This window comes from Urbifossiella limnaea (assembly GCF_007747215.1).
Taxonomy (GTDB): Bacteria; Planctomycetota; Planctomycetia; order Gemmatales; family Gemmataceae; genus Urbifossiella; species Urbifossiella limnaea.
This window is the reverse complement of the sequence record NZ_CP036273.1, coordinates 7707497-7732207: the sequence shown is the minus strand read 5'-3', so window position 1 is coordinate 7732207 and position 24711 is coordinate 7707497. Positions and strand designations below refer to the sequence as shown.

At 72.5% G+C, this 24711-nt stretch carries 21 protein-coding genes; 16 read left to right on the top strand and 5 right to left on the bottom strand.

Features of this window, described 5'->3' with window-relative positions; translation table 11 throughout:
- Positions 1-43 precede the first annotated feature (43 nt).
- The 7 genes from ETAA1_RS31005 to ETAA1_RS30975 all read left to right on the top strand — a co-directional run bounded on the left by ETAA1_RS31005 (position 44) and on the right by ETAA1_RS30975 (position 6437).
- The gene (locus tag ETAA1_RS31005; RefSeq protein WP_145244460.1) at positions 44-1408 is read left to right on the top strand and encodes a CpaF family protein; all 1365 of its coding nucleotides are present in this window, start codon (positions 44-46) and stop codon (positions 1406-1408) included.
- Positions 1401-2369 carry a type II secretion system F family protein gene (locus tag ETAA1_RS31000; protein WP_145244459.1) on the top strand — a complete coding sequence of 323 codons (969 nt, stop codon included), beginning with the start codon at positions 1401-1403 and terminating at the stop codon, positions 2367-2369. Before ETAA1_RS31005 ends, ETAA1_RS31000 begins: the two co-directional genes overlap by 8 nt.
- Positions 2370-2466: 97 nt before the next feature.
- Positions 2467-3453: a type II secretion system F family protein gene (locus ETAA1_RS30995; RefSeq protein ID WP_145244458.1), complete on the top strand. Its 987-nt coding sequence runs from the start codon at positions 2467-2469 to the stop codon at positions 3451-3453.
- 63 nt (positions 3454-3516) lie between these two features.
- Positions 3517-3744 carry an addiction module protein gene (locus ETAA1_RS30990; protein WP_145244457.1) on the top strand — a complete coding sequence of 76 codons (228 nt, stop codon included), beginning with the start codon at positions 3517-3519 and terminating at the stop codon, positions 3742-3744.
- Complete coding sequence (locus tag ETAA1_RS30985; protein WP_145244456.1) at positions 3741-4034, top strand: type II toxin-antitoxin system RelE/ParE family toxin; 294 nt, start codon at positions 3741-3743, stop codon at positions 4032-4034. Before ETAA1_RS30990 ends, ETAA1_RS30985 begins: the two co-directional genes overlap by 4 nt.
- Positions 4035-4076: 42 nt before the next feature.
- Positions 4077-5027 carry an NAD(P)-dependent oxidoreductase gene (locus ETAA1_RS30980; protein ID WP_145244455.1) on the top strand — a complete coding sequence of 317 codons (951 nt, stop codon included), beginning with the start codon at positions 4077-4079 and terminating at the stop codon, positions 5025-5027.
- A gap of 36 nt (positions 5028-5063) precedes the next feature.
- Positions 5064-6437 (top strand): DUF6513 domain-containing protein, encoded by a 1374-nt coding sequence (locus ETAA1_RS30975; RefSeq protein ID WP_145244454.1) that lies wholly within the window; start codon positions 5064-5066, stop codon positions 6435-6437.
- Positions 6438-6560: 123 nt separating this feature from the next.
- Here ETAA1_RS30975 and ETAA1_RS30970 read toward each other — a convergent pair whose 3' ends face one another.
- From ETAA1_RS30970 to ETAA1_RS30960, 3 genes are all read right to left on the bottom strand, one after another.
- Positions 6561-8597 (bottom strand): alpha/beta hydrolase family protein, encoded by a 2037-nt coding sequence (locus tag ETAA1_RS30970; RefSeq protein WP_145244453.1) that lies wholly within the window; start codon positions 8595-8597, stop codon positions 6561-6563.
- Positions 8598-8895: 298 nt separating this feature from the next.
- A complete protein-coding gene (locus ETAA1_RS30965; protein WP_145244452.1) occupies positions 8896-9783 on the bottom strand; it encodes a M28 family peptidase in 888 nt (295 codons plus the stop codon).
- Between the two features lie 331 nt (positions 9784-10114).
- Positions 10115-11401: a beta-ketoacyl-[acyl-carrier-protein] synthase family protein gene (locus tag ETAA1_RS30960; protein ID WP_145244451.1), complete on the bottom strand. Its 1287-nt coding sequence runs from the start codon at positions 11399-11401 to the stop codon at positions 10115-10117.
- A 433-nt stretch (positions 11402-11834) separates the two neighbouring features.
- On the opposite strand from ETAA1_RS30960, the gene ETAA1_RS30955 reads away from it, so the two are divergent.
- The 9 genes from ETAA1_RS30955 to ETAA1_RS30915 all read left to right on the top strand — a co-directional run bounded on the left by ETAA1_RS30955 (position 11835) and on the right by ETAA1_RS30915 (position 23080).
- Complete coding sequence (locus ETAA1_RS30955; protein ID WP_145244450.1) at positions 11835-14039, top strand: NfeD family protein; 2205 nt, start codon at positions 11835-11837, stop codon at positions 14037-14039.
- 132 nt (positions 14040-14171) lie between these two features.
- The gene (locus ETAA1_RS30950; protein WP_145244449.1) at positions 14172-14726 is read left to right on the top strand and encodes an NfeD family protein; all 555 of its coding nucleotides are present in this window, start codon (positions 14172-14174) and stop codon (positions 14724-14726) included.
- Between the two features lie 166 nt (positions 14727-14892).
- Positions 14893-15894 carry a flotillin-like protein FloA gene (gene floA / locus ETAA1_RS30945; protein WP_145244822.1) on the top strand — a complete coding sequence of 334 codons (1002 nt, stop codon included), beginning with the start codon at positions 14893-14895 and terminating at the stop codon, positions 15892-15894.
- Positions 15895-16004: 110 nt separating this feature from the next.
- On the top strand, positions 16005-16760 hold the full coding sequence (locus ETAA1_RS30940; protein ID WP_145244448.1) for a hypothetical protein: 756 nt from the start codon (positions 16005-16007) through the stop codon (positions 16758-16760).
- 292 nt (positions 16761-17052) lie between these two features.
- Positions 17053-18702 (top strand): ATP-binding protein, encoded by a 1650-nt coding sequence (locus ETAA1_RS30935; protein ID WP_145244447.1) that lies wholly within the window; start codon positions 17053-17055, stop codon positions 18700-18702.
- Positions 18703-18729: 27 nt separating this feature from the next.
- Positions 18730-19752, top strand: coding sequence for a tRNA epoxyqueuosine(34) reductase QueG (queG, locus tag ETAA1_RS30930; protein WP_145244446.1), 1023 nt, complete (start codon positions 18730-18732; stop codon positions 19750-19752).
- A 45-nt stretch (positions 19753-19797) separates the two neighbouring features.
- Complete coding sequence (locus tag ETAA1_RS30925) at positions 19798-21216, top strand: arylsulfatase (protein WP_145244445.1); 1419 nt, start codon at positions 19798-19800, stop codon at positions 21214-21216.
- Between the two features lie 253 nt (positions 21217-21469).
- Positions 21470-21919: a hypothetical protein gene (locus ETAA1_RS30920; RefSeq protein ID WP_145244444.1), complete on the top strand. Its 450-nt coding sequence runs from the start codon at positions 21470-21472 to the stop codon at positions 21917-21919.
- 18 nt (positions 21920-21937) lie between these two features.
- Entirely contained in the window at positions 21938-23080 is a 1143-nt protein-coding gene (locus ETAA1_RS30915; RefSeq protein WP_145244443.1) for a DegT/DnrJ/EryC1/StrS family aminotransferase, read from the top strand.
- A 54-nt stretch (positions 23081-23134) separates the two neighbouring features.
- Here ETAA1_RS30915 and ETAA1_RS30910 read toward each other — a convergent pair whose 3' ends face one another.
- Both ETAA1_RS30910 and ETAA1_RS30905 read right to left on the bottom strand, forming a co-directional pair.
- Entirely contained in the window at positions 23135-23557 is a 423-nt protein-coding gene (locus tag ETAA1_RS30910) for a 2Fe-2S iron-sulfur cluster-binding protein (protein WP_145244442.1), read from the bottom strand.
- A 30-nt stretch (positions 23558-23587) separates the two neighbouring features.
- Entirely contained in the window at positions 23588-24673 is a 1086-nt protein-coding gene (locus ETAA1_RS30905) for a DUF3365 domain-containing protein (protein ID WP_145244441.1), read from the bottom strand.
- Positions 24674-24711 lie beyond the last annotated feature (38 nt).

Genomic DNA, 24711 nt, shown 5'->3' with positions numbered 1-24711 from the left:
TTCACGCGGCCCCAGTCCCCTGTCCCCTGTCCCGGGTTTCCCGATGCCCGCCGCCGACACCCGGTTCCTCACCTTCAAGGACGAGCTCCACCGGGCCGTGGTGGACGTCGCCGACCTGTCCCGGCTCGACACCTGGGACCGCCCGCGCCTCCGCCGCGAGGTCGAGGGGCTGGCCCGCCGCCTCGCCCCGCAGGTGGACCGCGACATCCCCGCCGCCGACCGCGAGCGCGCCGTCGAGGAGGTGGTGGACGAGGTGTTCGGCCTCGGCCCGCTGGAGCCGCTGCTGGCCGACAAGAAGGTCACCGAAATCCTCGTGAACGCCCCCGACCAGGTGTACGTCGAGGTCGGCGGCAGGCTCCGCCAGACGCGCACCCGGTTCGTGGACAAGGCCCACCTCACCCGCGTCATCCAGCGCATCGCCTCCCGCGTCGGCCGCCGCGTGGACGAGTCCAGCCCGATGGTGGACGCGCGGCTGCCCGACGGGTCGCGCGTCAACGCCGTGCTGCCGCCGCTGACGCTCGACAGCCCGGTGCTGTCGATCCGCCGGTTCGGCGAGGCGTTCACCCCGGACGCGATGCTGGCGAACAGCACGCTGACGCCGGAAATCCTGAACTTCCTCGCCGCCGCCGTCGCCGCCAAGACGAACATCCTGATCTCCGGCGGCACCGGCGCCGGCAAGACCACGCTGCTGAACGTGCTGAGCCAGTACATCCCCCGCTCCGAGCGCCTCGTCACGATCGAGGACGCCGCGGAGCTGAAGCTGCGGCAGCCGCACGTCGTCCGCATGGAGACGCGCTCGGCGAACCTGGAGGGCGAGGGCCAGGTGACGCAGCGCGACCTGCTGCGGAACGCCCTCCGCATGCGGCCGGACCGCATCATCCTCGGCGAGGCCCGCGGCCCGGAAGCCGTGGACATGCTGCAAGCCATGAACACCGGTCACGAAGGCTCGCTCACCACCGTCCACGCCAACGACGCCCGCGACGCGCTGAGCCGCCTGGAGCTGATGATCGGCCTGGCCGGCGTGGACCTGCCGGCGGGCGTGACGCGCGGGTACATCGCGTCGGCGTTCAGCCTGATCGTCCACGTGTCGCGGCTCGCCGGCGGCGCCCGGCGGGTGACGCGCGTCGCCGAGCTGCGCGGGCTGAAGGGCGACAAGTACCGCGTCCGCGACATCTTCCGGTTCGAGCAGACGGGCGTGGTGGACGGCGACGCGGTCGGCTCGTTCCGCGCCACCGGGTACGCGCCGACGAAGCTGCTGGACCGCCTTGCGGCCGCGGGCAAGGGCGTGGACGGCCGGCTCTTCGACGACCGGCCGCTCCTGGAAATCCTGCCGACGGCCGGCGACAACGGGTTCCCCGACGACGTGGCCCCCGACATCGAGCTGACCCGCGAGGTGGAAGGTGAGTGACCTCGTCCGCCCGGTGTTCGTGCCGCTGAACGCCATGCCGCCGTGGGCCGCCGCCGCGCTCGTGGTGCTGGCCGTGGTGCTGCTCGCCGTCGTCGTCTACGTACTGCTGGCCGGCGCCGGCGGGCTGGTGCGGCGCCGCGAGCCCGACGACGGCCCGAGCCTCGCCGACATGGCCGAGCCGTACCTCCGCGCCCGCCGCGGCGTCGGCCGCACCGACGCCGACTTCGACCGCCTGGCCGAGGGGACGCAGCTCGGCCTCACCGGCGAGAGCGCGGCCGGCTGGATTCTGCTCGGCGGCGCCGCCGCCGCGGTGCTGGCCTACCTGCCGACGTTCGACGAGTTCTACGCCCTGATCGCGGCCCTGCTCGGCGGGCTGGCGGTGTTCCTCGTGCTGTGGACGATGAGCAACCGCCGCCGCCGCGCCATCCAGGAGCAGCTGCCGGACGGCCTCTTTCAGCTGTCGCGCTCGCTGCGGTCGGGCCTGAACCTGCCGGCGTCACTGCGGGAGACGGCGAGCTACATCCCGACCCCGCTGAGCGGCCTGTTCACCCGGCTGGCGGCGGCGCTGTCGCTGGGCGAATCGACGCGCCACGCGGTGCGGCGCGTCGCGGACACGGCGCGGGTGACGGAGTTCGACCTGTTCTCGGAGGTGCTGGCGCTGCACGCCGAGAGCGGCGGCAACCTGCCGGCGATGCTGGACCGGCTAGCGGCGTCGATCCGCGACCGCAACCAGTACCGCGGGTACTTCCGGTCGGTGACGACGCTGGCGCGGATCGGGGCGTACTTCGTGGCGCTGTCGGCGCCGGTCGCGTTCGTGCTGTACCTGGTGTTCCAGCCGGAGATGCTGGAGCGGTTCGTGAACGAGCCGGTGGGCCAGAACATGCTGATCGCGGCGGTGGTGCTGGAGGTGCTCGGGCTGGTGTGGATCACCCTGCTGTTGCGGCGGCAGGACGACTATTGAACCAGGAGTCCGGGGACAGGACACAGGAGACAGGAATCAGCCGCCCTGTCCCCTGTGTCCTGTCCCCGCGCTCCTGTCCCCTGACTCCTGGCTCCTCATGGCCGAATACGCCCTCCTCGGACTCGTCTTCGCCGTGACCGCCTCGGCCGCGCTGCTGGCGCTGGCCACGATGGCGCTGTTCCGGCGGCGCGAGGTGATGCCCGACGACCCGCCCGCGCCGCGCGTCTTCGGCCCGTTCACGCCCGTGGTCGCCGCCCTCCTGCCGCAGACCCGCGCCGGCCGCGACGCCGTCGCCGCCGACCTCGTCCGCGCCGGCTTCTTCGAGCCGACCGCGGAGGTGAACTTCACCGCCGTGCGGGCCGTGCTGACGTACCTGCCGATCCTCGGCGGGCTGGCCGGGGCGCTCCTGACCGACGGCGAAATCTCGCTGACGTACCTGCTGTTCGCGGCCGTGGCCGGCGTGCTCGGGTACGCCGTGCCGCGGCTGGCGCTGTCGATGGCCGCCGACGCCCGCAGCGAGCGCATCCGCCGCGGCCTGCCGATGCTGATGGACACCCTCGGCCTGACGCTGTCCACCGGCGCGACCCTCCCCGCGGCGCTAGCTTCCAGCGGCGAGGCCGTCCGCCGCGGCTACCCGGAACTGGCCCACGAGGTGCGCGTGGTGCTGGCGCAGGCGGAGCTGCGAAGCCTGTCCGACGCGCTGGACCGGTGGCGCCGCCGGCAGCCGATCCCGGAGCTGGGGAGCCTGGTGTTCCTGCTGAGCCAGGCGGACCGGCTCGGGGCCGACATCACGCGCGGCCTGTGGGAGCTGTCGGCGAGCCTGCAAGTCACCGCCCGGCAGCGGGCCGAGGCGGCGGCGAACCGGGCCAACTTCTACATGTCGTTCCCGACGGTGCTGTGCCTCCTGATCGCGGCGGCGCTGGTGATCGCGGGCCCTGGCGTGGTGCAGGTGATCGAGTCGAACCGGCTGGTGGACCGGTACATCGAGGACGCGCAGGAGCAGGAGCGGAAGCTACAGGCGGAAGCCAAGGCCGGCCGGCCGATCGTCCCCGCGCCGGCGCAGCCGAAGGAGCCGAGCCTGTAGCCGGTGCGGCTTCCCACCCGACTGGTGGGCGGGTAAACTGGCGGTGGACCGGGGACACCGCGAATGAACGCTTCCGCCACGCTCGACGCCGTCCGCGCCTGGCCGGTCGACGACCAACTCGACCTCCTGTTCCGGCTGTGGGACCACATCGCCGACGCCGGGTGGCGGCCGAGCCCGCCGCCCGAACTACTCGCCGAGCTCACCCGTCGGCTGGCGGCGCACGACGCCGACCCCTCCCGGGCGCGGACCTGGGAGCAGGTCGTCGCCCACGTCCAACGGCCGCGCGGATGACGCCGGTCGTCTTCCTTCCCGATGCCCAGGACGACATCGACACCGTCTACGCCGGGTACGAAGCCCGGTTAGTCGGCCTGGGCGGTCGCTTCCTCCGGGCGGTGAGTCGGACCGTCGCCTTGATCGAAGTGAACCCCCACCTGTATGGCGAGGTCGCGCCCGGCATCCGGGCCGCGCTAACGCGGCGGTTCCCGCTCGTCGTCTACTACCGGGCGGACCCGGCCGGCGTGGTCGTGATTGCCGTCCGCCACGGCCGCGACGACCCGGCGGCCTGGCAGGGCCGAGTCTGAACCGGGTACGACACGCGCCGGCGTTTCGCTACAACGGCCGGCATGACCGAACCGCCGCTCGTGCTCGTCACCGAGGACTCCGACGCCGCCCCGCTCGCGTGGCTGAAGCAAAACGCCCGCGTCGTCGAAGCCGCCCCCGACACCCCCGAATTCGACGCCGCCCTGCCCCACGCCCTCGGCCTGGTGGTGCGCACCTACACCCGCGTGAACGCGGCGATGCTGGCCCGCGCGCCGCAGCTCAAGGTCGTCGGCCGCGGCGGCGTCGGGCTCGAAAACATCGACGTGCCGGCCTGCCGCGCCCGCGGCGTCGAGGTCGTCTACACCCCGGACGCCAACACCCTCGCCGTCGGCGACTTCGTCGTCGGGTACATGCTGCAACTGCTGCGGCCGTGGGCGTTCTTCCGCGACAAGGCGTACACCCCGGCCGAGTTCAAGCGGGTGCGGAACGAGCAGCGCGGCGTGCAGCTGAACGAGCTGACGCTCGGCGTCCTCGGCATGGGCCGCGTCGGCCGGCGCGTCGGGCACGTCGTGGCGAACGGGTTCGGGATGCGCGTGATCTACCACGACCTGCTCGACGTGCGGCCGCACCTCACCTTCCCCGCCGAGGCCGTGGACCCGCCGACGCTGTTCCGCGAGGCCGACGTGCTGACGCTGCACACCGACATGCGGCCGGGCAACGAGCACCTCGTGGGCGCGCCGCAGCTGGCGCTGATGAAGCCGACGGCGATCCTCATCAACGCCAGCCGCGGCGAGGTGCTCGACGCCGCGGCGCTGGCGGCGGCACTGCGCGCGAAGAAGCTCGCCGGCGCCGCCGTCGACGTGTTCGACCCGGAGCCGCCGCCGGCCGACTTCCCGCTGTTGGGGATGGACAACGTGCTGCTGACCCCGCACATGGCGGCGCGGACGTACACGGCGGTGGAGAACATGAGCTGGGTGGTGCGCGACGTGCTCGGCGTGATCGCGGGCCGGCCGCCGCAGTTCCCCGCGCCGTGACCGGGGACCGACCACCGCCAAACCCCGACCCGTCCTATGCCCCCGCGGCTCCTGTTCGTCACCGGCAAGTTGGCCGAGCCGGCGCTGCGCCGCACGCTCGCCGACCTCGCCCCCCGCGCCGGGTTCGAGCCGCACGTCGCCGTCCTCAACATCACCGTCGCCGCGCTCATGACGACCGCCTGGGTCGCCCGCCGCCTCGCCGTGCCGGAGGGGACGGAGCGCGTGATCCTCCCCGGCTACTGCCGCGGCGACCTGGCCGACTTCGCGGCGCTGGGCGTCCCCGTCGAGCGCGGCCCGAAGGAGCTGCGCGACCTGCCCGAGTTCTTCGGCAAGGCGGCCGGCCCGCCGCCCGGCTACGGCGCGTTCGACACGCAGATTCTCGCCGAGATCAACCACGCGCCGCAGAAAGGGCTCGCCGCCGTGCTCGCGGAGGCGCGCCACTACCGGGACAGCGGCGCCGACGTGATCGACCTCGGCTGCGACCCCGGCGCCACCTGGGCCGGCGTCGGCGACTCCGTTCGCGCCTTGCGCGCCGAGGGCTTCCGCGTCTCGATCGACAGCTTCGACCCGGTCGAAGTCGAAGCCGCGCTCGCGGCCGGGGCCGAGCTGGTGCTGAGCGTCAACGGCACGAACCTGGAGCACGCCCGCCGCTGGCACGAGCACTTCCCCGGCGTCGAGGTCGTGGCGACGCCCGACACGCCGGCCGACTTCGACAGCCTGGAACGCACGGCGGCGCAGCTGTCCGCGTGGGGCGTGAAGCACCGGCTCGACCCGATCCTCGAGCCGATCGGCTTCGGGTTCGCGGCGTCGCTCGGCCGCTACCTGGAGGCCCGGCGCCGCTTCCCGGCCGCCGAGGTCATGATGGGCGTCGGCAACCTCACCGAGCTGACCGACGCCGACACCGCCGGCGTGAACGTGCTGCTGGCCGGCTTCTGTCAGGAGGCGGGCATCCGCAGCGTGCTGACGACGGAGGTGATTCCCTGGGCACGCTCCGCGGTGAAGGAGTTCGACCTGGCGCGGCGGCTGGTCTATCACGCGGTGCGCGAGAAGGTGCTGCCGAAGCGGCTGGAGCCGGGGCTGGTGATGCTGCGCGACCCGAAGGTGTACGAGCAGGGCGAGGCGGCGCTGGCCGAGCTGGCGGCGCGCGTCACCGACAAGAACTACCGCGTGTTCGCCGAGCGCGGCGAGATTCACGTCCTGAACGGCAGCGTGTACCTGCGCGGCTCCGACCCGTTCGACGTGTTCGAGAAGCTGCTCGCGGCCGACCCCGCGCTCGACGCGGCGCACGCCTTCTACCTCGGCTACGAGTTCGCGAAGGCGGTGACGGCGCTGACGCTCGGCAAGGGCTACACCCAGGACCAGGCGCTGCGCTGGGGCTTCCTCACGGTGGCGGAGAAGAGCCGGCATTAAAGCCATTTTTTGACGGGATAACAGGATGAAGCAGGATGGAAAACAAAGACTGAATTTGAATTGATTTCAGTCTTTGTTTTCCATCCTGCTTCGTCCTGTTATCCCGTCAATAATTCTTCGTCCTCACCGCAGCGCTTCGGCGACCGTCGCCGGGTCCGCGTCCACGACGCGCAGCGCGTCGGCGGCGCCGTGGCCCGCCCAGATGGGGCGCGTCGCCTCGTACCGCGCCCGCACCTGCTCCGTCGGCAGCGGCGCGCCGGTCGGCCCGACGCCGCCGCCGATCACGACGCGCCGCGGGGCCGACAGCGCCGCCAGGTGCGCCACGTCGCCGACGTCGCGGAGGATGCCGGGGGCGAACGTGCCGAGCCGCTGGTTCTGGTACGGCACGTCGGTCACGAAGCTCGCCAGCGTGCCGACGGCGGCGACCTTCGTGATGCGTGGGTCGGCCGCGGCCGCGGCGAGCGCCACGAGCCCGGCCGGGCCTTCGCCGACCACCACCACCTCGGGCGGCAGCTTGCCGCCCTGTTCGGCCACGTCGAGGAGGCGCCTCACGTCGTAGGCCCACTGCCCGAGCAGCGGTCGGCCGACCCACAACCCCCACTCGGCCGAGTTGTGGTCCGGGGATCGGCCGACGCGGTCGTTCCGCGGGGCGTCGTCGCCAGTGCCGCGGGGGGCAAGCACGGCGTAAATCGTATCCTTCGTGCGCAGCTCCCGCTCGAAGACGGGGCCGCCTGGCCCGCGGGCCTTCAGCCCGTCGAGTACCACCTCGACGACGAGGCGGGTCGCCTTCGGGTTCGGAGGCGTCCGCAGGTCGAAATCGGTGTGAACCCGGGCGGCCGGCTCCGACGCGAACGTGTGCGTGTCGGCCGCCGTCGCGGCGTTCACAACCGGCCCGCCCTTCGGGAAGCCGCCGAGCGTCTTCTCGACCAGCGTCTTGCGGCGGGCGTCGGCCCACGCCCGCCAGTTCACCTTCCCGTCCCCCGGGTCGTGCGCCGCGAGCAGCTTCTTCGCCTCGGCGGCGGCGAAGCGCGGGATCGTCACGAAGTCCTTCGGGCGGGTGTCGCCGGGCCAGCAGCGCAGCGCCTCGGGGTCTTCGGTCTTGTGCGCCGGCTCCGGGATCGGCGTGCCGTCGCCCTCGCCGCGGAGGTGCAGCGCCATCCAGCCGTACATCTCCTCGCGCATCGCCTTGCTGTAGTCGTGACCCGAGTCGAACACCGCGTGGCGGACCGACGCGCCCTTGCGGAACACGTCGAACACCGGCCGGGCGAACGCCAGCGACCGCCGGGCCGCGTCCACCGAGAACTGCGGGGCGTCCTTCGTGGCGCTCACCACCATCAGCGCCCGCGGGGCGACCAGCCCCAGCACGGCGCCCTCCTCGGTGAACCGCAGCGCCCCCGGCACCACCTCGCACAGGCAGCACGCGGCGCCGAGGTACGCCTGGTAGTTGCCGACGGAACACACCGGCACCACGGCCTTGAACCGCTCGTCCATCGCGCCGGCGTACATCGTCTGGTTGCCGCCGCCGCTGGCGCCGGTGATGCCGATTTTCGTGCCGTCCACCTGCGGGAGCGATTGCAGGTAATCGACGGCGCGCATGTTCTCGTACACCTGCAACCCCGACAGCGGCAGGCCGACCGGCAGCAGCGTCGCGGCGGTGGTGTCGCCGTGGTACTCGCCGAGCGCCGTGCCCACCGCGCGCTCGCCGGCGCCGAAGGCGTCCACGACCAGCACCACGAACCCGAGCTTCGCCGCGCCGATGCACCGCGCCTGCACCACGGGGTCCTGCTTCGCCCCCTTCCAGTGGCCGTGCACCATCAGGATCGCGGCGCGCTTGCCGCCGCCGGCCGGGAGGTACAGGTTCGCCGGCATCCGCACCCCGGGCCGCGTCTGGATGCTGACCTTCTTCACCGTGTAGCCGTCGCGCTGCAACTCGCCGTGGTCCTGCGGGTCGAGCGGGCACTTCTCCGCGGGGAAGCCCCCCCACGCGGCCGTGAGGTCGGCGCGGAGCTGCTTCGCGCGGCCGTCCCACTCGGCGGCGCTGTCGGGCGGCCGGTCGGCGGCGCGGAGGGTCGCCGCTTGCGCGCGGACGAAGTCGAGGTAGTCGGCGCGCGCGGCGGGGGCCGCGGCGACGAGAGCGAGGAGGGGCAGGACGTGGCGCATGGCGCGGCTCCGGGGGGCAGGCCGCCAGCATACCCGAGGGGTGAGCCGAAAGCGACCGCCTACGCGGGCGCGGCGGCGCGGGCCTGCGCCGGCCAGGTCACGTCCGCGACGGGCGTCGTCGTTCGGGTAGGTTTCATTGTGTGTACGGCTCCCCCCCGGGGGGTCGAGGCACGCATTGAGTCAAATACACAAATTGATGTCAGGAGCGACGCCGCGGCGTGCGGCACGGCGCGAAGCCTTGGCTGGTCGGGACTTGCGGCCGACGATGGCGCATTGACCCGGCGAGCCGGGCCGTGGATCACCCGCCGCGTGTCAGCGTCCGGGCCAGCGCCAGCCGCGTCACGTTCGCCAGGAAGTCGTAGTCGAGCGTGTCGGGCGTGTCCGTCGCGCGGTGGTAGTGGGGGTTGCGGAACTCGCTCGTGTCCGTCCACATCAGCGCCGGCAGGCCGGCCCGCCAGAACGGCGCGTGGTCGCTCCGGTGGAGGTGATCCACCCGCGTCTCGACGCCGAGGTACATCTTCAGTGCCAGCACCGGCAGGTCCGGCAGGTACGTCGCGGCCAGCCGCACCAGCTCCTCCGCCACCGCGTTCGAGTGGCGGTTGGCGAGCAGGCCGAGGAAGTCGCCCACGTCCGGTGCCAGGAACCCCGGCAGGCCCGGCGGCATCCGCTGGCTGTTCGGCGCCGTCGTGCAGAAGCCCACCATCTCGAACACGTGCGCCTCGCCCACCGCGCCCGCCGGCAGGTCGGCCACGTACTCGGTGCTGCCGAGCAGGCCGTCCTCCTCGCGGTTGAACAGCACGATCCGCACCGGCCCGATGTCGTGGTCCGTCAGCAGCCGGGCGCACTCCAGGCACGCGGCGACGGCGGAGGCGTTGTCGTCGGCGCCGGGCGTGCCGGCGACGGAGTCGTAGTGCGCCCCCAGCAGCAGAGCCGGGCCGTCGCCGCCGGCCGACGCGACGACGTTGTCGAACCGACCGTGCAGGGATGGGGTGTAGCCGAGGGTGCGGAGGTATTGGAGGAGCAGATCGCGGGCACGGGTGTTGGCGCGGCGGTCGGAGTAGGGCCGCGGGAACGACAGCAGATCGACGAGGCCGCGGAGGCGGTCCGGGGACACGGCCGCGAGCGCGGCGGCGACGGCGGCGTCGGCGAGGCGTGGGCGACGGTTCGCGGAGCTGGCGAGCATCATGGGGCGGCCTCCGGTGCGGGCGTGAGCGATTGTACGCCGCCCACACCGCGTCCAGCAGCAGTACGCCGTCCGTGCCCTCGTACACCCACGGCGGTGGCATCCCGGCCGTCGCGGCCCCGAACCGAGAGATTTGTCGAGCGAGTTTCGCCGGGTCGGCGCCCTGCCGGCGGCTCGGCGGGACGCGGAGTTCGCACGGGTCCACGTCGCGGAAGTCGGGCATTCGGGAAGTGCAGGAAACGGCGAGCGGCCCGCGTGAGCGGGCTGTTCCTGAGCACATTTGGTGCGCCCAGGAACAGCCCGCTCACGCGGGCCGCTCGCCTACCACTCGATGTCACACCGCCGCCATCACCAGCGCGCCGTTCTGGCCGCCGAACCCGAAGCTCGTGCTCAGCCCGTAGCGCACCCGGCCCTCGCGGGCCGTGTTCGGGATGTAGTCCAGGTCGCACGCCGGGTCGGGGTTCTTCAGGTTGATCGTCGGCGGGTACACCTGCGTGTGCAGGCTCATCGCCAGCGCCGCCGCCTCGATCGCGCCGCTGGCGCCGATCGAGTGGCCGATCATGCTCTTGATGCTCGACAGCTGCACCTCGCGCGACCGGTCGCCGAACACCCGCTTCACCGCCGCCGTCTCCATCGCGTCGTTCAGCTTCGTGCTCGTGCCGTGGGCGTTGATGTAGCCCACGTCGCGGTGGTCCACCTTCGCCTCGTCCAGCGCCGCCGCGATGGCCCGCGCGCCGCCGCGGCCGTCCGGGTCGGGCTTCGTCACCGAGTAGGCGTCGAAGGTGCTCCCCCAGCCCTTCACCTCGGCGTAGATCGGGGCGTTCCGCGCCTTGGCCCGCTCGTACTCCTCCAGCACCAGCACCGCGGCGCCCTCGGCGATCACGAACCCGTCGCGGAGGCGGTCGAACGGCCGGCTCCGTTCTTCCGGCGGCAGCGCCCCCTGCTTGCTCAGCGTGCCGAGCGCGGTGTAGGCCAGCAGCATCAGCGGGTCGATGCGGCTGTCGGCGCCGCCGCACAGCATCACGTCGGCGTCGCCGCGGCTCACGAGTCGGAAGCCCTCGCCCACGGCCTGCGTGCCGGCGACGCAGGCGGTGACGACGGTGTTGTTCGGCCCCTGGCAGTTGAACGCCATCGAGATGTGCGCCGCCGCCATGTTCGGCAGGTACTTCAGCAGCCACAGCGGGAACATCTGCGGGTCGCCGCCGGCGGCCGGGAGTTTCGTGGGGTCGAAGCCCTCGTCCTGGCAGGCGCGGGCCAGCAGCGGCGCGAGCTCGCCCAGGTCCATCGGGATGAGGCCCGCGCCCATGACGACGCCGAGCTTGGCGGGGTCTTCGTTGGGGATGTCGAGGCCGCTGTCGCGCACGGCGAGGCCGGCGGCGCCGATGCCGAAGCGGGCGGCGCGGCCCATCACCTTCACGCTCTTGCGGAAGGCGTGCGGGATGAACGGCTCGGGGTCGAAGTCGTGGACCTCCCCCGCCACCCGGATGGGGTGGTTCGAGGCGTCGAACGAGCGGATCGGCCCGATGCCGCTGTGCCCGTCGATACAGCCCTGCCAGAAGGCGTCTTTGCCGACCCCGTTGGGGGCGACGACGCCGACGCCGGAAATCACCACCCGACGCATGACGATACCTCGGTCGGCCGCCCTCGCTCGTCCGTGAGAGGGGCCGGCACGTCACGCTTCCCCGTCGCCCGCCGCGGCGTCCAGCCGCGCCCGTGGGGCGACTCGTTGTTGATCGGCATCCTCCGGGCCGACGCGTTACCAAAACCACCCAGCTTCCCCACTCCCTCCATATCTACCCCGTTCGGCGGAACCCTTCAATCCCCCAAACCTTTGCAGGGCCGAACGTGAGACACGACTGGCACGACCGGGGCCGGCACAACCCGCACAACCGGCCCCGGGCCGCGGTGCGTCCCGGTGCGGAGGTGCAACCCGCGGGCGCCGCACCCCGGGCCGGCGCACGGGTTTCCCGAAACCCCGCCCCCGGGCGCGGCGCGTCCGTTATAATCTGGGCAGGCGGGCGCCTCCGCCCCGCCGCGCGAAGGACGCCACCCCGATGACCCGCTCGGACCGCCTGCCGCTGTTGGCCGCCCTCGCCGCGGCCGCCGGCGGGCTCTTCAGCCCCCCCGCCCGCTCCCAGAACGCCGCCGACGTCCGCACCACCGAGGGGATGATCGTCGCCGTGCCGAGCCCGATCACGTCCGAGGGCGTGCAGCGGATCAAGAACCAGGTCGAGGCGCGCGTCAACAACCCCGCCCGGCCGGTGAAGACGGTCGTGTTCGAGTTCACGCCCGGCGGCAAGGAGGCCGCCAACACCAGCTTCGGCGCCTGCTACGAGCTGATGCAGGTGATCGACCGGTTCAAGGCCGGCACCACCACCGTCGCGTTCGTCACCGGCAAGGCCACCGGCCACACCGCGCTGCCGGTCCTGGCCTGCCGCGAGCTCGTGATGGCCCGCGGCGCCACGCTCGGCCCCGTCGCCGCCGACGGCGTCGCGGCGCCGGGGCCGGCCGAGCTCGCGGCGTACGACGCCATCACGAAGGACCGCAAACTGCCGGCCGCGGTGGTGCGCAAGTTCTTCGACAAGGACGTGCGGCTGGTCCGCGCCCAGGCCAAGCCCGGCGTCGAGCCCGGCGGCGTGCAGTACGTGGACGCCAACAACAAGGCCGAGATGGCGCGGGTGGTCGGCGGCGGGGAGGCAGTCGAGTTCGCACCCGACGGGCAGGTCGCTGCCTACTCGGCCGACCAGGCGCGGCAGCTGGGCCTCGCCGCCGGCGTGCTCGACACCCGCGCCGACGTGGCCGAGGCGTACAACCTGCCGCCGGGCGTCGTCGTCGAGACGACCCTCGACCGCGCCCCGGACGCCTACAAGTTCACCCTCACCGGCGACATCGACGGCGGCACCCGCGAGGCCGTCGGCCGCATCGTCCGCGACGTGAAGCGGAAGAAGGGGAACGTCCTGTTCCTCACCATCGCCGCGACCGGCGGCGACCTGTCGGCGGCGCGCGGCCTCGCCGACGACCTCCGCGACGCGGCCCAGGGCGAGGACGGCGTGCTCGTCGTCGGCTTCATCCCGGACGGCGCCCCGGACGCGGCCGCGTTCGTGGCGCTCGGGTGCGGCGACATCGTGATGAGCCGGCGCGTCGACGCCACCGACCCCGGTACCGAGCCCGGCGAGGCGACGCTCGGCGACTTCGGCGGCAGCATCAAGGGGAACAAGGCCGGCACCCTGGAGGCGCACCGCAAGAGCCTCCGCGACCTGGCCGAGAAGCGGAACGTGCCGCCGGTCCTGATCGACGGCCTGTTCGACCGCGACCTGGAAATCGTGCAGGTGCAGAACGCCGCGAAGCGGTCGCAGCGGCGGCTGATGAGCCGGGCCGAGGCCGACGCCGAGAAGGACAAGTGGGTCGTCACCCGCACGGTGAAGCCGGCGGGCCAGTACCTGAAGCTGACGGCGTCGCTGGCCGAGGAGCTGGGCGTGGCGCGGTTCACCGTGGACGGCCGCGACCCGGCGGCGGTGTACGGCCTGTACGGCGTCTCGCCGGACAAGGTGAAGGACGTGTCGGCCCACTGGGTGGACAAGTTCGCCGAGTTCCTCCGCAACCCGGCCGTGACGGTCATCCTCATCATCGTCGGGTTCACCGGCCTGATCCTGGAGCTGAAGGTGCCGGGCCTCACGGTGCCGGGCATCGTGGCGGCGCTGTGCTTCATCCTGGTGTTCTGGTCGCAGTCGCGGTTCAGCGGCGAGATGTTCGTGCTCGCGCTGCTGCTGTTCCTCCTGGGGCTGGCGCTGCTGGGGCTGGAAATCTTCGTGCTGCCCGGGTTCGGGGCGCCCGGCGTCGTCGGCATCCTGTGCATGCTGGCGGGGCTGGGCCTGCTGACGTTCGAGAAGGTGCCGGACACCGCCGACCAGTGGGGGATGCTGGGGTACCGCATGGTGACGTACTTCGGCGGCGTGATGGGCTCGGTGGCGCTGGCGTTCGTGATCGCGCGGTTCCTGCCGAACGTGCCGTACGCCAACCGCATGGTGCTGATGGCGCCGGGCGACGGGCCGAACACGGCGGCGCTGCCGGGGGTCGCGGAGGCGGCGGCGCTGATGGGGGCGATCGGCACGGCCAACACGCCGCTGCGGCCGGCCGGCGTGGTGCGGTTCGCCGACCGGTTCGTGGACGTGGTGTCGGACGGCGGGTTCATCGGGGCCGGCGCGCGCGTCCAGGTCGTCGCCGTCGAGGGGACGCGGATCGTGGTGAAAGAGGTCTAGCCCGGTCAAGAATTTAGACAGGATAACAGGATGAACAGGATGGAAACCCAAGACAGGGCTCGGTGATCCTGTTCATCCTGTTATCCTGTCCATTGCTTGGTTCGTTTTTCCCCCGCACTCCGCACCCCTCCGATGGACTACCTCACCGTCGCCCTGCTGCTGGTCCTGGTCGGCGTCGTGCTCCTCGGCGCGGAAATCCTCCTGCCGACCGGCGGGCTCCTCGTCGTCGGCGCGTTGTTGTGCTTCGCCGTCGCGGTCGGTACGATCCTCTACTACGGGACCGCGCTGGAGGCGACCGTGGCCATGGCCGGCCTCGCCGTCGGGCTGCCGGCCGCGGGCTTCGTCGCCGTCGCGGCGTGGCGGCGGCTGTCGATCGGCCGGGCCCTCGACGCCGACGGCGGCGACCGGGCCGTGGACGTGCCGCAGTTGATGAAGCTGGACGAGCTCCGCGGCCGGGTCGGCCGGACGGCCACGCCGATGCGGCCGAGCGGGGCGGTGGTGTTCGACGGCCAGCGGGTGGACGCCCTCACCGAGGGCATGATGCTGGACGCCGGCGTGTGGGTGCGGTGCGTCGAGGCCAAGGCCGGCCGCGTGGTGGTGCGGCAGATCGACCCGCCGGGCGACCTGAGCGACGTGAACCCGGACGCGCCCGCGCGGAAGTCGGACTTCGACCTCAACCTGGACTGAACAAGGCGGGAAGGCCCGCCCGCCGCGGCGGGCGGGATTCGCCCCTGAAAGGACGACCCTCGTGACCTGGTCCGTCGCCAACCTCGCCCTGTTCGCGCAAGCCGCCGCCAAGAACGCCGGCGGCGCCGGCGCGTCGCCCACCGGCCCCACCCCCGGGCAGTGGGTGATGATCGTCGTCGGCATGATCGCCGCGCTGCTGTTCCTGGTCTTCCTGTTCGTGTTCTTCAGCTTCATCCGCCTGTGGATCCAGGCGCTGCTGACCCGCGCCGACATCAGCATCTTCAACCTCATCGGCATGAAGCTGCGGAACGTCGACTACGGCATGATCGTCCGCCAGAAGATCGCCCTGGTGCAGGCCGGCGTGAAGGTCACCACCGAAGACCTGGAGAGCCACTTCCTCGCCCGCGGCAACGTGCCCAAGACCGCCACGGCCGTGATCGCCGCGCACAAGGCCGGGCTCGACCTGCCGTGGCGGACCGCCGCCGCCATCGACCTCGCCGGCCGCGACGTGCTCGAGGCCGTCCGCACGTCGGTCAACCCGAAGGTCATCGACTGCCCCGACCCGGCGAAGGGGAAGCAGTTCCTCGACGCCGTGTGCAAGAACGGCATTCAGCTGCTGGCGAAGGCCCGGGTGACGGTGCGGACGAAGCTCGACCGGCTGGTCGGCGGGGCGACCGAGGAGACGATCATCGCCCGCGTCGGGCAGGGGATCGTGAAGGCCATCGGGTCGGCGCACGACCACAAGGAGGTGCTCGCCAACCCCGGGCTCATCTCCGAGGAGGTGCTCAACTCCGGGCTCGACGCGCAGACGGCGTTCGAGATCGTGTCGATCGACATCGCCAACCTGGAGCCGGGCGAGAACATCGGGGCGAAGCTGGCCGGCGACCAGGCCGCGTCCGACCTGCGGGTGGCGCAGGCCGAGGCCGAGAAGCGCCGCGCCGCCGCCGTGGCCCGCGAGCAGGAGATGCGAGCCCTGGTGGAGGAGAACCGGGCCAAGGTGGTGGAGGCCGAGGCCCAGGTGCCGCAGGCGATTTCGGAGGCGTTCCGCAACGGGCACATGGGCGTGATGGACTTCTACAACATGAAGAACGTCATGTCCGACACGACGATGCGGAACAACATCGCCACCATGACCGGCGGTAGCGACAGCGGCACGAACCGCAACTGAGAAAGACGGGGTGACGGGGTAACGGGGGAGAGGGTGACGAACCCAACCCCGGACGCGCCTTCTCACCCCTTCACCCCTTCACCCCTTCACCCCTTCACCCCTTCACCGACATGGCCTTCCTGTTCCTCGTCGTGGCGGTGCTGGTCATCTCCGTCGTGGTCGGGGTGATCGCCCAGTTCCTCAACAAGCTGAACGAGGCGGCCGCGCAGCCCGCGGCCCGGCCGAACGGCCCCCGGCCCCCGGCCGGCGGGGCGCCGGCCAAGGACATGGACCGGTTCCTCGCCGAGATCGACCGCCTCCGCCGCAAGGCTGCTGCGGAAGCCGCCGGCGAGCAACCGCCGCCGAAGCCGGCGGCCGCCCCCCGCCCCGCGCCGGTGACGCCGGCGGGCGTGCGGCCGCAGGACGCCGGCCGCGGCCGCGACCCGGACCGCGAGCGGGAGCAGAAGCGCGAGCGGTACCAGGAGCGCGAGCAGGAGCGGAACCAGGACCGGTCGCAGGACCGGCCGAAGGCCCGGCCGGCGGATCGGGCGAAGGCCCGGCCCGCGGCCCGCACCGAGCCGGCCCCGGCGAAGTCGCGGCGGATCGAGCAGCCCGGGGCGCCGCTGGCGACGCCGGTCGCGCCGGGGACGCTGTCGCCGGGCCGCGTCGAGGAGCTGCCGGTCGCGCCGGTGGTGAGCGGCCCGGCCAGTGCGACCGGCGCCGCCGCCGCGACACGGGTGACGCGGATCGCCGAGCGGCCGCGGCCGGTGGCCAAGACGGACTTCGCCAAGAACCTGACGGCGCTGCTCGGCTCCGGTCAGGGCGCCGCCGCGGCCGTGGTGCTGGGCGAGATCTTCGGGCCGCCCAAGAGCAGGCGGCGCGGGTGACCGGGCGAACGGCCGGCGTGAGCTTGTAGTAGTCCGTCTACCGATCGATGTCGGGTGCGTGTTAGGCCGGGGCGCAAGCCCCGTTGCGGTCCAGGACCCCGACGGGGCTTGCGCCCCGGCCTAACGGCTCGCCGGTCCTCCCAGCGACGACGCCCGACATCGATCGGTAGCCGGACTACTACAAGCCCCGGGCCACCAGCCCGCCGCCGCCGGCCGTTCGCCCGCTAACACTTTCACGTCTCACCCGAATCCCGTGAGCTATGCTTCCGGCGCCCCCGAGGAGCGTCCGGACATGCGGTTCATCATCGCGGAAGAGTTCTACCACCAGATGCTCCAGGTGCCGTACCACACCCCGGACTGCTACGTCCGCCCGGGGGAGTACCTGCACCACATGTACATCGAGGGCGTCAAGTACGCCATCGCCCCCGCCGTGCTCGACGGCCTCGCCCAGGCCGAGGCCCGCAACGACGCCGAAGCCATCGCCCACCTCCGCCTCCACAAGCTCCACTACGAAGCCCTCCTCGCCGACGCCCAGCGGCACGGCGACCTGGACGGCGTCACCCTCATCGGCGACCCGCCGCCGACCGACGAGGAGGCCGTGCCGGTCACGGCGGGCCACTACTCGCCGCGCGTCCCGACCCGGTGGGAAGACCTCGGCCTCGACCTGTCGTTCCTCTTCGACCTGACGCTGCGGACGATCTTCGCCCGCGGGCAGCTCACCGGCGCCGAGCTGGCCCGCGAGATGGCCCTGCCGTTCGCCGTGCTCAACCCCGCGCTGCAGGCCATGCGGAAGCAGACGCTCATCGACATCGTCGGCCAGCGCGGGTCCAGCGGCGACGCCAGCTTCGTGTACGAGCTGAAGCCGCCGAAGGGCACGGCCGCGGTCCACGAGGCGATGGACAAGACGACCTACGTCGGCCCGGCCCCCGTGCCGTTCGGCGACTACGTGGAGAGCGTGCTGGCGCAGACGGTCAAGAAGATGGTGGTGACGCGCCGCAGCATCCGCAAGGCGTTCGAGGACCTGGTCATCACCGACGAGGTGCTCAACGAGATCGGCCCGGCCATCAACTCCGCGCAGTCGATCTTCTTCTTCGGCTACCCCGGCAACGGCAAGACGAGCGTGGCCGAGCGGATCACCCGGCTGATGGGCGACGCCATCTACGTCCCGCACGCGATCGAGGTGAGCGGGCAGATCATCAAGGTGTACGACCCGGTGCAGCACACCCAGGTCGGCGACGCCGACGCCGGCGACGACCTGTCGCAGACGTCGTTCATGAAGAAGGCGGCGAGCCACGACCAGCGGTACGTGCGGGTGAAGCGGCCGACGATCGTGGTGGGCGGCGAGCTGACGATGGGGATGCTCGACCTGAAGTACAACGCGACGAGCAAGTTCTACGAGGCGCCGCTGCAGATGAAGGCGAACGGCGGCATCTTCATGATCGACGACTTCGGCCGCCAGCAGGTCCGCGCCATGGACCTGCTGAACCGCTGGATCGTGCCGCTGGAGAAGAAGTACGACTACCTCAACACCGTGACCGGCACGAAGGTGGAGGTGCCGTTCGACCAGATCCTGATTTTCAGCACGAACCTCGACCCGCACCAGCTGGCGGACGAGGCGTTCCTGCGGCGGATCAAGTTCAAGATCGAGATCCGCGACCCCGAGGAGGCGCAGTTCCGCCGCATCTGGGAGCTGGTGTGCGGGGCGAAGCGGGTGGAGTACGACGAGCGCGGCGTGGACTACCTGATCCAGAAGTGGTACCGGCCGACGAAGCGGCCGTTCCGCATGTGCCAGCCGCGCGACATCCTGGACCAGATGTCGAGCATCGCCAAGTACAACATGGAGCGGATCAACTTCAGCCCGGACCTCATCGACGCCGCGTGCGCGACGTACTTCATCAGCGAGGAGCAGAAGAGCTTCGGGGCGAAGGTGACGCTGCAGTAGGGCGGCTCGCCTGCGTACAGTGGACGGATGGGCGCACTCGTCACGCAACTCAAGGCCCGCGCCGCCGAGCTCGGGTTCGCGCTGTCCGGGGTCGCCCCGGCCACCGCGGCCGACGGCTTCGCGCACTTCGCCGCGTGGCTCGACCGCGGCTTCGCCGGCGAGATGGGCTACCTCCACAAGCACCGCGCCGAGCGCCGCCACCCCGACAGCATTCTCGACGGCGTCCGCTCGGTGCTGATGCTCGGCATGGAGTACGGCGCGGCCGAGAGCCCCGGCCCGGCGCGGGTGGCGAAGTACGCCGCCGGCCCCGACTACCACCGCTACCTGTGGGACCGGCTGAACGACCTCGCGGCGTGGCTCGTGGCCGCGGCCCCCGGCAGCGCCGCCGAGGCCGTCGCGGACACGGCCCCGCTGCTGGAGCGCGACTTCGCCCGCCGCGCCGGCCTCGGGTGGGTCGGCAAGAACACGATGCTCATCCACCCGCGCCGCGGCAGCTTCTTCTTCCTCGGCGCGCTCCTCACCACGCTCGACCTGCCGGCCGACGCGCCGTTCACGGGCTCGCACTGCGGCACCTGCACCGCGTGCCTGACGGCGTGCCCGACCGGCGCGTTCGCGGCCCCGCACGTCCTCGACGCCACGAAGTGCATCAGCTACCTGACGATCGAGCTGCGCGGCGCGGTGCCGCTCGACCTGCGCGAGCCGCTGGGGAACTGGCTGTACGGGTGCGACGTGTGCCAGGACGTGTGCCCGTGGAACCGCAAGGCTGCCGGCCCCGCCGCGTTCCCGCACGACCCGGAACTGGCGCGGCTGGACCCGGTCGAGTTGCTGGGGCTGGACGAGGCGGCGTTCCGCGAGCGGTTCAAGCGCACGTCGCTGTGGCGGAACCGCCGGCCGGGGCTGCTGCGGAACGCGGCGCTGGTTCTCGGCAATACCGGCGACGAGCGGGCGCTGCCGGCGCTGGAGCGCGCCGCGGCGACGGAGGCCGACCCGATCCGCGAGGCGGCGGCGTGGGCGGTCGGGCGGATCCGCCAGCGGGTCTCGAACTCGTAGCTCGGGCCGCGGCATACAACACCGCTACCCCCCGGAGGCCCACCCGTGCCGCGCCTTCTCCTCGCCGCCGCGTGTCTGTGCTTCGCCGCCCCCGCCGCCCGCGCCGACGAGCCGCGGCGCCCGCCGAACGTCGTCTTCATCCTCGCCGACGACCTCGGCTCGGCCGAACTCGGCTGCTACGGCCAGACGCGCATCCGCACCCCGCACGTCGATCAACTGGCCAAGGACGGCACGCGCTTCACCCGCTTCTACGCCGGCAACGCCGTGTGCGCCCCGAGCCGGTGCGCCCTCCTCACCGGCCGGCACATGGGCCACGCCGCCGTCCGCAACAACCGCGAGGCGCAGCCCGAAGGGCAGTTCCCCATGTCGGCCGACGCCGTGACCGTCGCCACGCTGCTGCGGCAGCGCGGGTACGTCACCGCGGCGATGGGGAAGTGGGGGCTCGGCATGTTCGACACCACCGGCAGCCCGCTGCGGCACGGGTTCGAGCGGTTCTTCGGGTACAACTGCCAGCGCCACGCCCACACCCACTACCCGACGTACCTGTACCGCAACGCCGAACGCTTCACCCTGCCGGGCAACAACGGCGCGACCGGCGACAGCTACACCGGCGACCTGTTCGAGCGCGAGGCCCTGGCGTTCCTGGACGAGAAGCACGCCCGGCCGTTCTTCCTGTTCCTGCCGTTCGTGGTGCCGCACGCGGCGGTGCAGGTGCCCGAGGACTCGCTCGCCGAGTACCGCGGCAAGCTCGGCGACGACCCGGCCTACGACGGCAAGAAGGGCTACCGCCCGCACCCGGCCCCGCACGCCGCGTACGCCGCGATGGTCACCCGCATGGACCGCACCGTGGGCCGCATCGTGGCGAAGCTGAAGGCGCGCGGGCTGACCAACGACACGCTCGTGATCTTCACCAGCGACAACGGCCCGACGCACAACGTCGGCGGCGCCGACTCGACGTTCTTCCGCTCGGCGGGGTCGCTGCGCGGCCTGAAGGGGAGCCTGTACGAGGGCGGCATCCGGGTGCCGTTCGTGGCGTCGTGGCCGGGGACGATCCCCACGGGCGCCACGCACGGCACCCGCCTCTACTTCCCCGACGTGCTGCCGACGCTGTGCGAACTCGCCGGGGCGCCGGTGCCGCCGGGGGTGGACGGCATCAGCTTCGCGCCGGCGCTGCGCGGCGAGCGACAGCCGCCGCACCCGTTCCTGTACTGGGAGTTCGGCGGGTACGGCGGCCAGCAGGCGGTGACCGTGGACGACTGGAAGGCGGTGCGGCAGAACCTGAACGCCGGCCGCGCGGTGACGGAGCTGTACGACCTGGCCGCCGACCCGAACGAGGCGACGGACGTGGCCGCGGCGAACCCGGCGGTGGTGGCGCGGCTCGAACGCCTGCTGGCGGAGCAGCACGTCCGCAACGCCGACTTCCCGTTGCCGACGATCGACGGCCCGCCGGCGAAGAAGAAGTGACGCGCCGGGTTTTCACCCCGAAGGGGTGAGAGCCCTCAGCCCAGGGTAAGGGCCGAAGGCCCGCCGCCCTGGGTTCGGGGTGAGAATGGCCGTGCAGGCTGAAGGCCTGCGAGCCGGCTCGCAGGCCTTCAGCCTGCGGGGTGATTCGTGTCGCTTACCCAGGGCGGCGGGTGCTGCGCACCCTTGCCCTGGGCTGAGGGCTGTCAGGCCTTCGGCCTGAAAACCGGTGATTCGCCCGCGAGGTGCCCCGCCCGTGCCGCGCCTCACCCCCACCCGTGTTCGCCTCGGCATCCTGGCCGGCGGGGTGCTGCTCCTCGTCCTGTACGACCTCTCGGGCATGGTGATCGCCGACGGGCGCATCATCTACCGCGTCCGTCTGACGAGCGCGGTCCCAATCCGCGAGGCCGGGGCCGAAGTGTACAGCCGCCCGGAACGGGCCGAAGACGACGCCCACGATCGATCCCCGGCCGGGCTGGAGTACCGACTGCCGCCAGAGGCCCTGGCCGGCGAACCGTTCGAGGTCCGCGCCTGGTTCACCATCCGGGTCGGCTCTCTCGGCATCCGGCACTCACGGGTTCAGCAAACCGGCCTCCTCATCGTCGCGGTCCAGTCCGACGGCCGGCGGGTGGCGAAAGTGGTCGAGCTGCCCGAACCCGACCCGCACCGGAAGTCCGACCCGGAGGTCACGGTCGCGCTCGACTGACCGGCGTATACCACCCCCATGCCCCCCGCGATCCTCGGCGGCGCGCCCGCCTTCCCCGACGGCCCGCCGCGCTGGCCGCGCCCCGACCCCGCCACCGCCGCGGTGCTCGCCGCCGCGGCCGCCGACGGCTCGTGGGGCCGCTACCACGGGCCGCACGTCCCCGCGCTCGAAGCCGACCTCGCCGCCCTCCACGGCGTCCCCCACGCCCTCACCTGCGCCAGCGGCACCCTCGCCGTCGAAACCGCCCTCCGCGCCCTCCGCGTCGGCCCCGGCGACGAGGTGATCCTCGCCGGCTACGACTACGAGCCGAACTTCCTCACCGTCCACGCGGTCGGGGCGCTGCCGGTGCTCGCCGACGTGGCGCCGCACAACTGGAACCTCGACCCCGCCGCGCTCGACGCCGCCGCGTCGCCGCGCACGAAGGCCGTGCTGTGCTCGCACCTCCACGGCGGACTGGTGCCCATGCCCGCGGTGTGCGCCTGGGCCGCGGCGCGCACCGTCGGCGTCGTCGAAGACGCGTCGCAAGCCACGGGCGCGACGATCGCCGGCAAACCTGCCGGCACGTGGGGCGACGTGGGGACGCTGAGCTTCGGCGGCACGAAGCTCGTCACCGCCGGCCGCGGCGGGGCGCTGTTGTTCCGGGAGCGCGCCCCCTTCCAGCGGGCGCGGCTGTGGCTCCACCGCGGTACACAGGCGTGGGCGCCGCTCGGCGAGTTGGCCGCGGCGCTGGTCCGCCCGCAGCTCGCCGCGCTGGCCGAGGGCACGGTCCGGCGCGCCGGGCGGGTGGCTCGGCTGCTGCGCGAACTGGCGGGCGTGCCGGGCCTGACGCCGTTCGAGAACGTGGTGGACGGCGTGCCGGCGTTCTACCGGGTGGGCTTCCGCTTCGACCCGGGGGCGTTCGGGCTGACGCGGGCGGTGTTCGTGGCGGCGCTGCGCGCGGAGGGGGTGGCGTTCGACGCGGGGTTCACGAGCCTGCACCTGGGTCGGTCGCCGTCGCGCTTCCGCGCCGCGGGCGAGCGGCCGGAGGTGACCGCGGCGGGGCTCGGCTGCGTGGGGCTGCACCACCCGGTGCTGTGGGGGGATGAAGAGGACGTGCTTCGCGTCGCGGCCGCGGTGCGGAAGGTGTACGCGGCGCGGGAGGAGGTTCGGGGGAAGCTGTAGGTCCGCCGCTTGCGGCGTAGCGCCGCGGCGCTACGCCGCAAGCGGCGGGGGCGGTCAGTGATGGCCTTCCTTGACCTGGTTGCGGTTCCACTTCGGGATCAGCACCACGAGGTCGGCGCTGCCGTCCGGCACGCACTGGCAGCTCAGCCGCGAGTCCGGCGTCAGCGCCGGCGCCTTGTCCAGCTCGTCCTCCTCGTCGTCGGTCGCGCGGCTGCACGACGTCCCGCCCGCCTGCACGTACACGTGGCACGTCGAGCACGCGCACACGCCGCCGCACGAGTGGTTGATCTGCACGCCGGCCTCTTCCGCGATGTCGAGGAGGCTGCCGTCCTGGCCGAGCTTGCCGAACGGGAAGGTGGCCGGGTCCACGCGCACCTCCGTGCGCGCGCCGGTCTCCTCGTCGACGTAGGTGACGGTGAACGGGGTGCGGGCCTTCGCGGCCTCGGCCTTCTGGATGTACGGGTTGACGCCGGCCATCGGCGGGGAGTCCTCGGGGTGCTGGTACTCCTATGGTACGCGCACCGGGCGGAGGCGGTACGAGAACGCCCCGAGCAAATCACCCCGCTCGCCGCCGTGACACTTCACACACGCCTCGGCGCTGCGGACGGCGCCGACGTAGCGCACCTCGTCGCCGCGGCGGCCGACGAACCCCGCCTCGCCGCGGCGGACGGCGTCGATGCCGGCGGCCTCGAAGGCGTCCGGGGCGCGGGTGGGGGCGTCCTTCAGGTCGGCCATCGCCGGCAGCCGGTCGGACGGGTACACGACCGGCTCCGCGTGCTTCAGCAGGCCGACCAGTTCGACGCGCACCGCCCGCCACTCGCGCCCCTCCGGTACCCGGCTGAAGGCGTGCGGCAGGAACCCGGCGACCTCCCGACGCGAGCGGACGTAACCCGAGCCGTCGGGATTCACGAAATCGAGGAGGCCATCAGCGTGCAGGCGGGACGCGGCCGTGTGGTCGTGCAACGGCACCGCGAACTGCACCTCGCCGAGCGACCACGCCGGCCCCGGCGACTCCGGCTGCGGCGGCGGGTCGGGGCGTGGCTCCGCCTTCAAGTTGTCCTCGGACGGCTTCGTGAAGTGCCCGATGCGGCCGATCCCGAAGCCCGGCCGGTTCACGAAATCCAACACCGTTTCGTCGTGGAGTTGCCACAGCAGACGCACACGCTGCGAGGATCGCAGGTAGGGGCGATCCAGATCGGTGAGCGGTTCGCCGGCCGGGTTGCCGCCGCGCGGCTCGGGCACCCGGTCGACCATCGACTCGAACCGGTATCGCTCGCGGAGCGGGGTCAGTGCGTCGTGGTCCTGCCAGGCCCACCAGAAGGACAGGCCGTAGGCGACGGCGACCGCGGCGAGCGAGTACGGCAGGAACCAGCGGACACGGCGGCGGGTGAGCTGCCAGGCGACGAGCGCGACCGCGAGGAGGACGAACAGCCGGGCGACGACCGGGGTGGACAGGCAGAACAGGGACATTGGCAGGGCGAAGGCGCTCCAGCCCCCGAAGCGGAGCCAGCGGACCGGTTGCGGGATCGGCCGCGCCGCGGCGTGGGCACCGGCCAGGAGCAGTGCGGCCGGGATGAAGGAGAAGTACAGCACGGGCAGCCCCCGGGGTGGCGTGGGTTCACTCATCAGAC

Coding starts and splice junctions, on each gene's coding strand:
- ETAA1_RS31005 (WP_145244460.1), top strand. CDS start 44: ATGCCCGCCGCCGACACCCGGTTCCTCACCTTCAAGGACGAGCTCCAC.
- ETAA1_RS30995 (WP_145244458.1), top strand. CDS start 2,467: ATGGCCGAATACGCCCTCCTCGGACTCGTCTTCGCCGTGACCGCCTCG.
- ETAA1_RS30990 (WP_145244457.1), top strand. CDS start 3,517: ATGAACGCTTCCGCCACGCTCGACGCCGTCCGCGCCTGGCCGGTCGAC.
- ETAA1_RS30985 (WP_145244456.1), top strand. CDS start 3,741: ATGACGCCGGTCGTCTTCCTTCCCGATGCCCAGGACGACATCGACACC.
- ETAA1_RS30980 (WP_145244455.1), top strand. CDS start 4,077: ATGACCGAACCGCCGCTCGTGCTCGTCACCGAGGACTCCGACGCCGCC.
- ETAA1_RS30975 (WP_145244454.1), top strand. CDS start 5,064: ATGCCCCCGCGGCTCCTGTTCGTCACCGGCAAGTTGGCCGAGCCGGCG.
- ETAA1_RS30970 (WP_145244453.1), bottom strand. CDS start 8,597: ATGCGCCACGTCCTGCCCCTCCTCGCTCTCGTCGCCGCGGCCCCCGCC.
- ETAA1_RS30965 (WP_145244452.1), bottom strand. CDS start 9,783: ATGATGCTCGCCAGCTCCGCGAACCGTCGCCCACGCCTCGCCGACGCC.
- ETAA1_RS30960 (WP_145244451.1), bottom strand. CDS start 11,401: ATGCGTCGGGTGGTGATTTCCGGCGTCGGCGTCGTCGCCCCCAACGGG.
- ETAA1_RS30955 (WP_145244450.1), top strand. CDS start 11,835: ATGACCCGCTCGGACCGCCTGCCGCTGTTGGCCGCCCTCGCCGCGGCC.
- ETAA1_RS30950 (WP_145244449.1), top strand. CDS start 14,172: ATGGACTACCTCACCGTCGCCCTGCTGCTGGTCCTGGTCGGCGTCGTG.
- floA (WP_145244822.1), top strand. CDS start 14,893: ATGATCGTCGTCGGCATGATCGCCGCGCTGCTGTTCCTGGTCTTCCTG.
- ETAA1_RS30940 (WP_145244448.1), top strand. CDS start 16,005: ATGGCCTTCCTGTTCCTCGTCGTGGCGGTGCTGGTCATCTCCGTCGTG.
- ETAA1_RS30935 (WP_145244447.1), top strand. CDS start 17,053: ATGCGGTTCATCATCGCGGAAGAGTTCTACCACCAGATGCTCCAGGTG.
- queG (WP_145244446.1), top strand. CDS start 18,730: ATGGGCGCACTCGTCACGCAACTCAAGGCCCGCGCCGCCGAGCTCGGG.
- ETAA1_RS30915 (WP_145244443.1), top strand. CDS start 21,938: ATGCCCCCCGCGATCCTCGGCGGCGCGCCCGCCTTCCCCGACGGCCCG.
- ETAA1_RS30910 (WP_145244442.1), bottom strand. CDS start 23,557: ATGGCCGGCGTCAACCCGTACATCCAGAAGGCCGAGGCCGCGAAGGCC.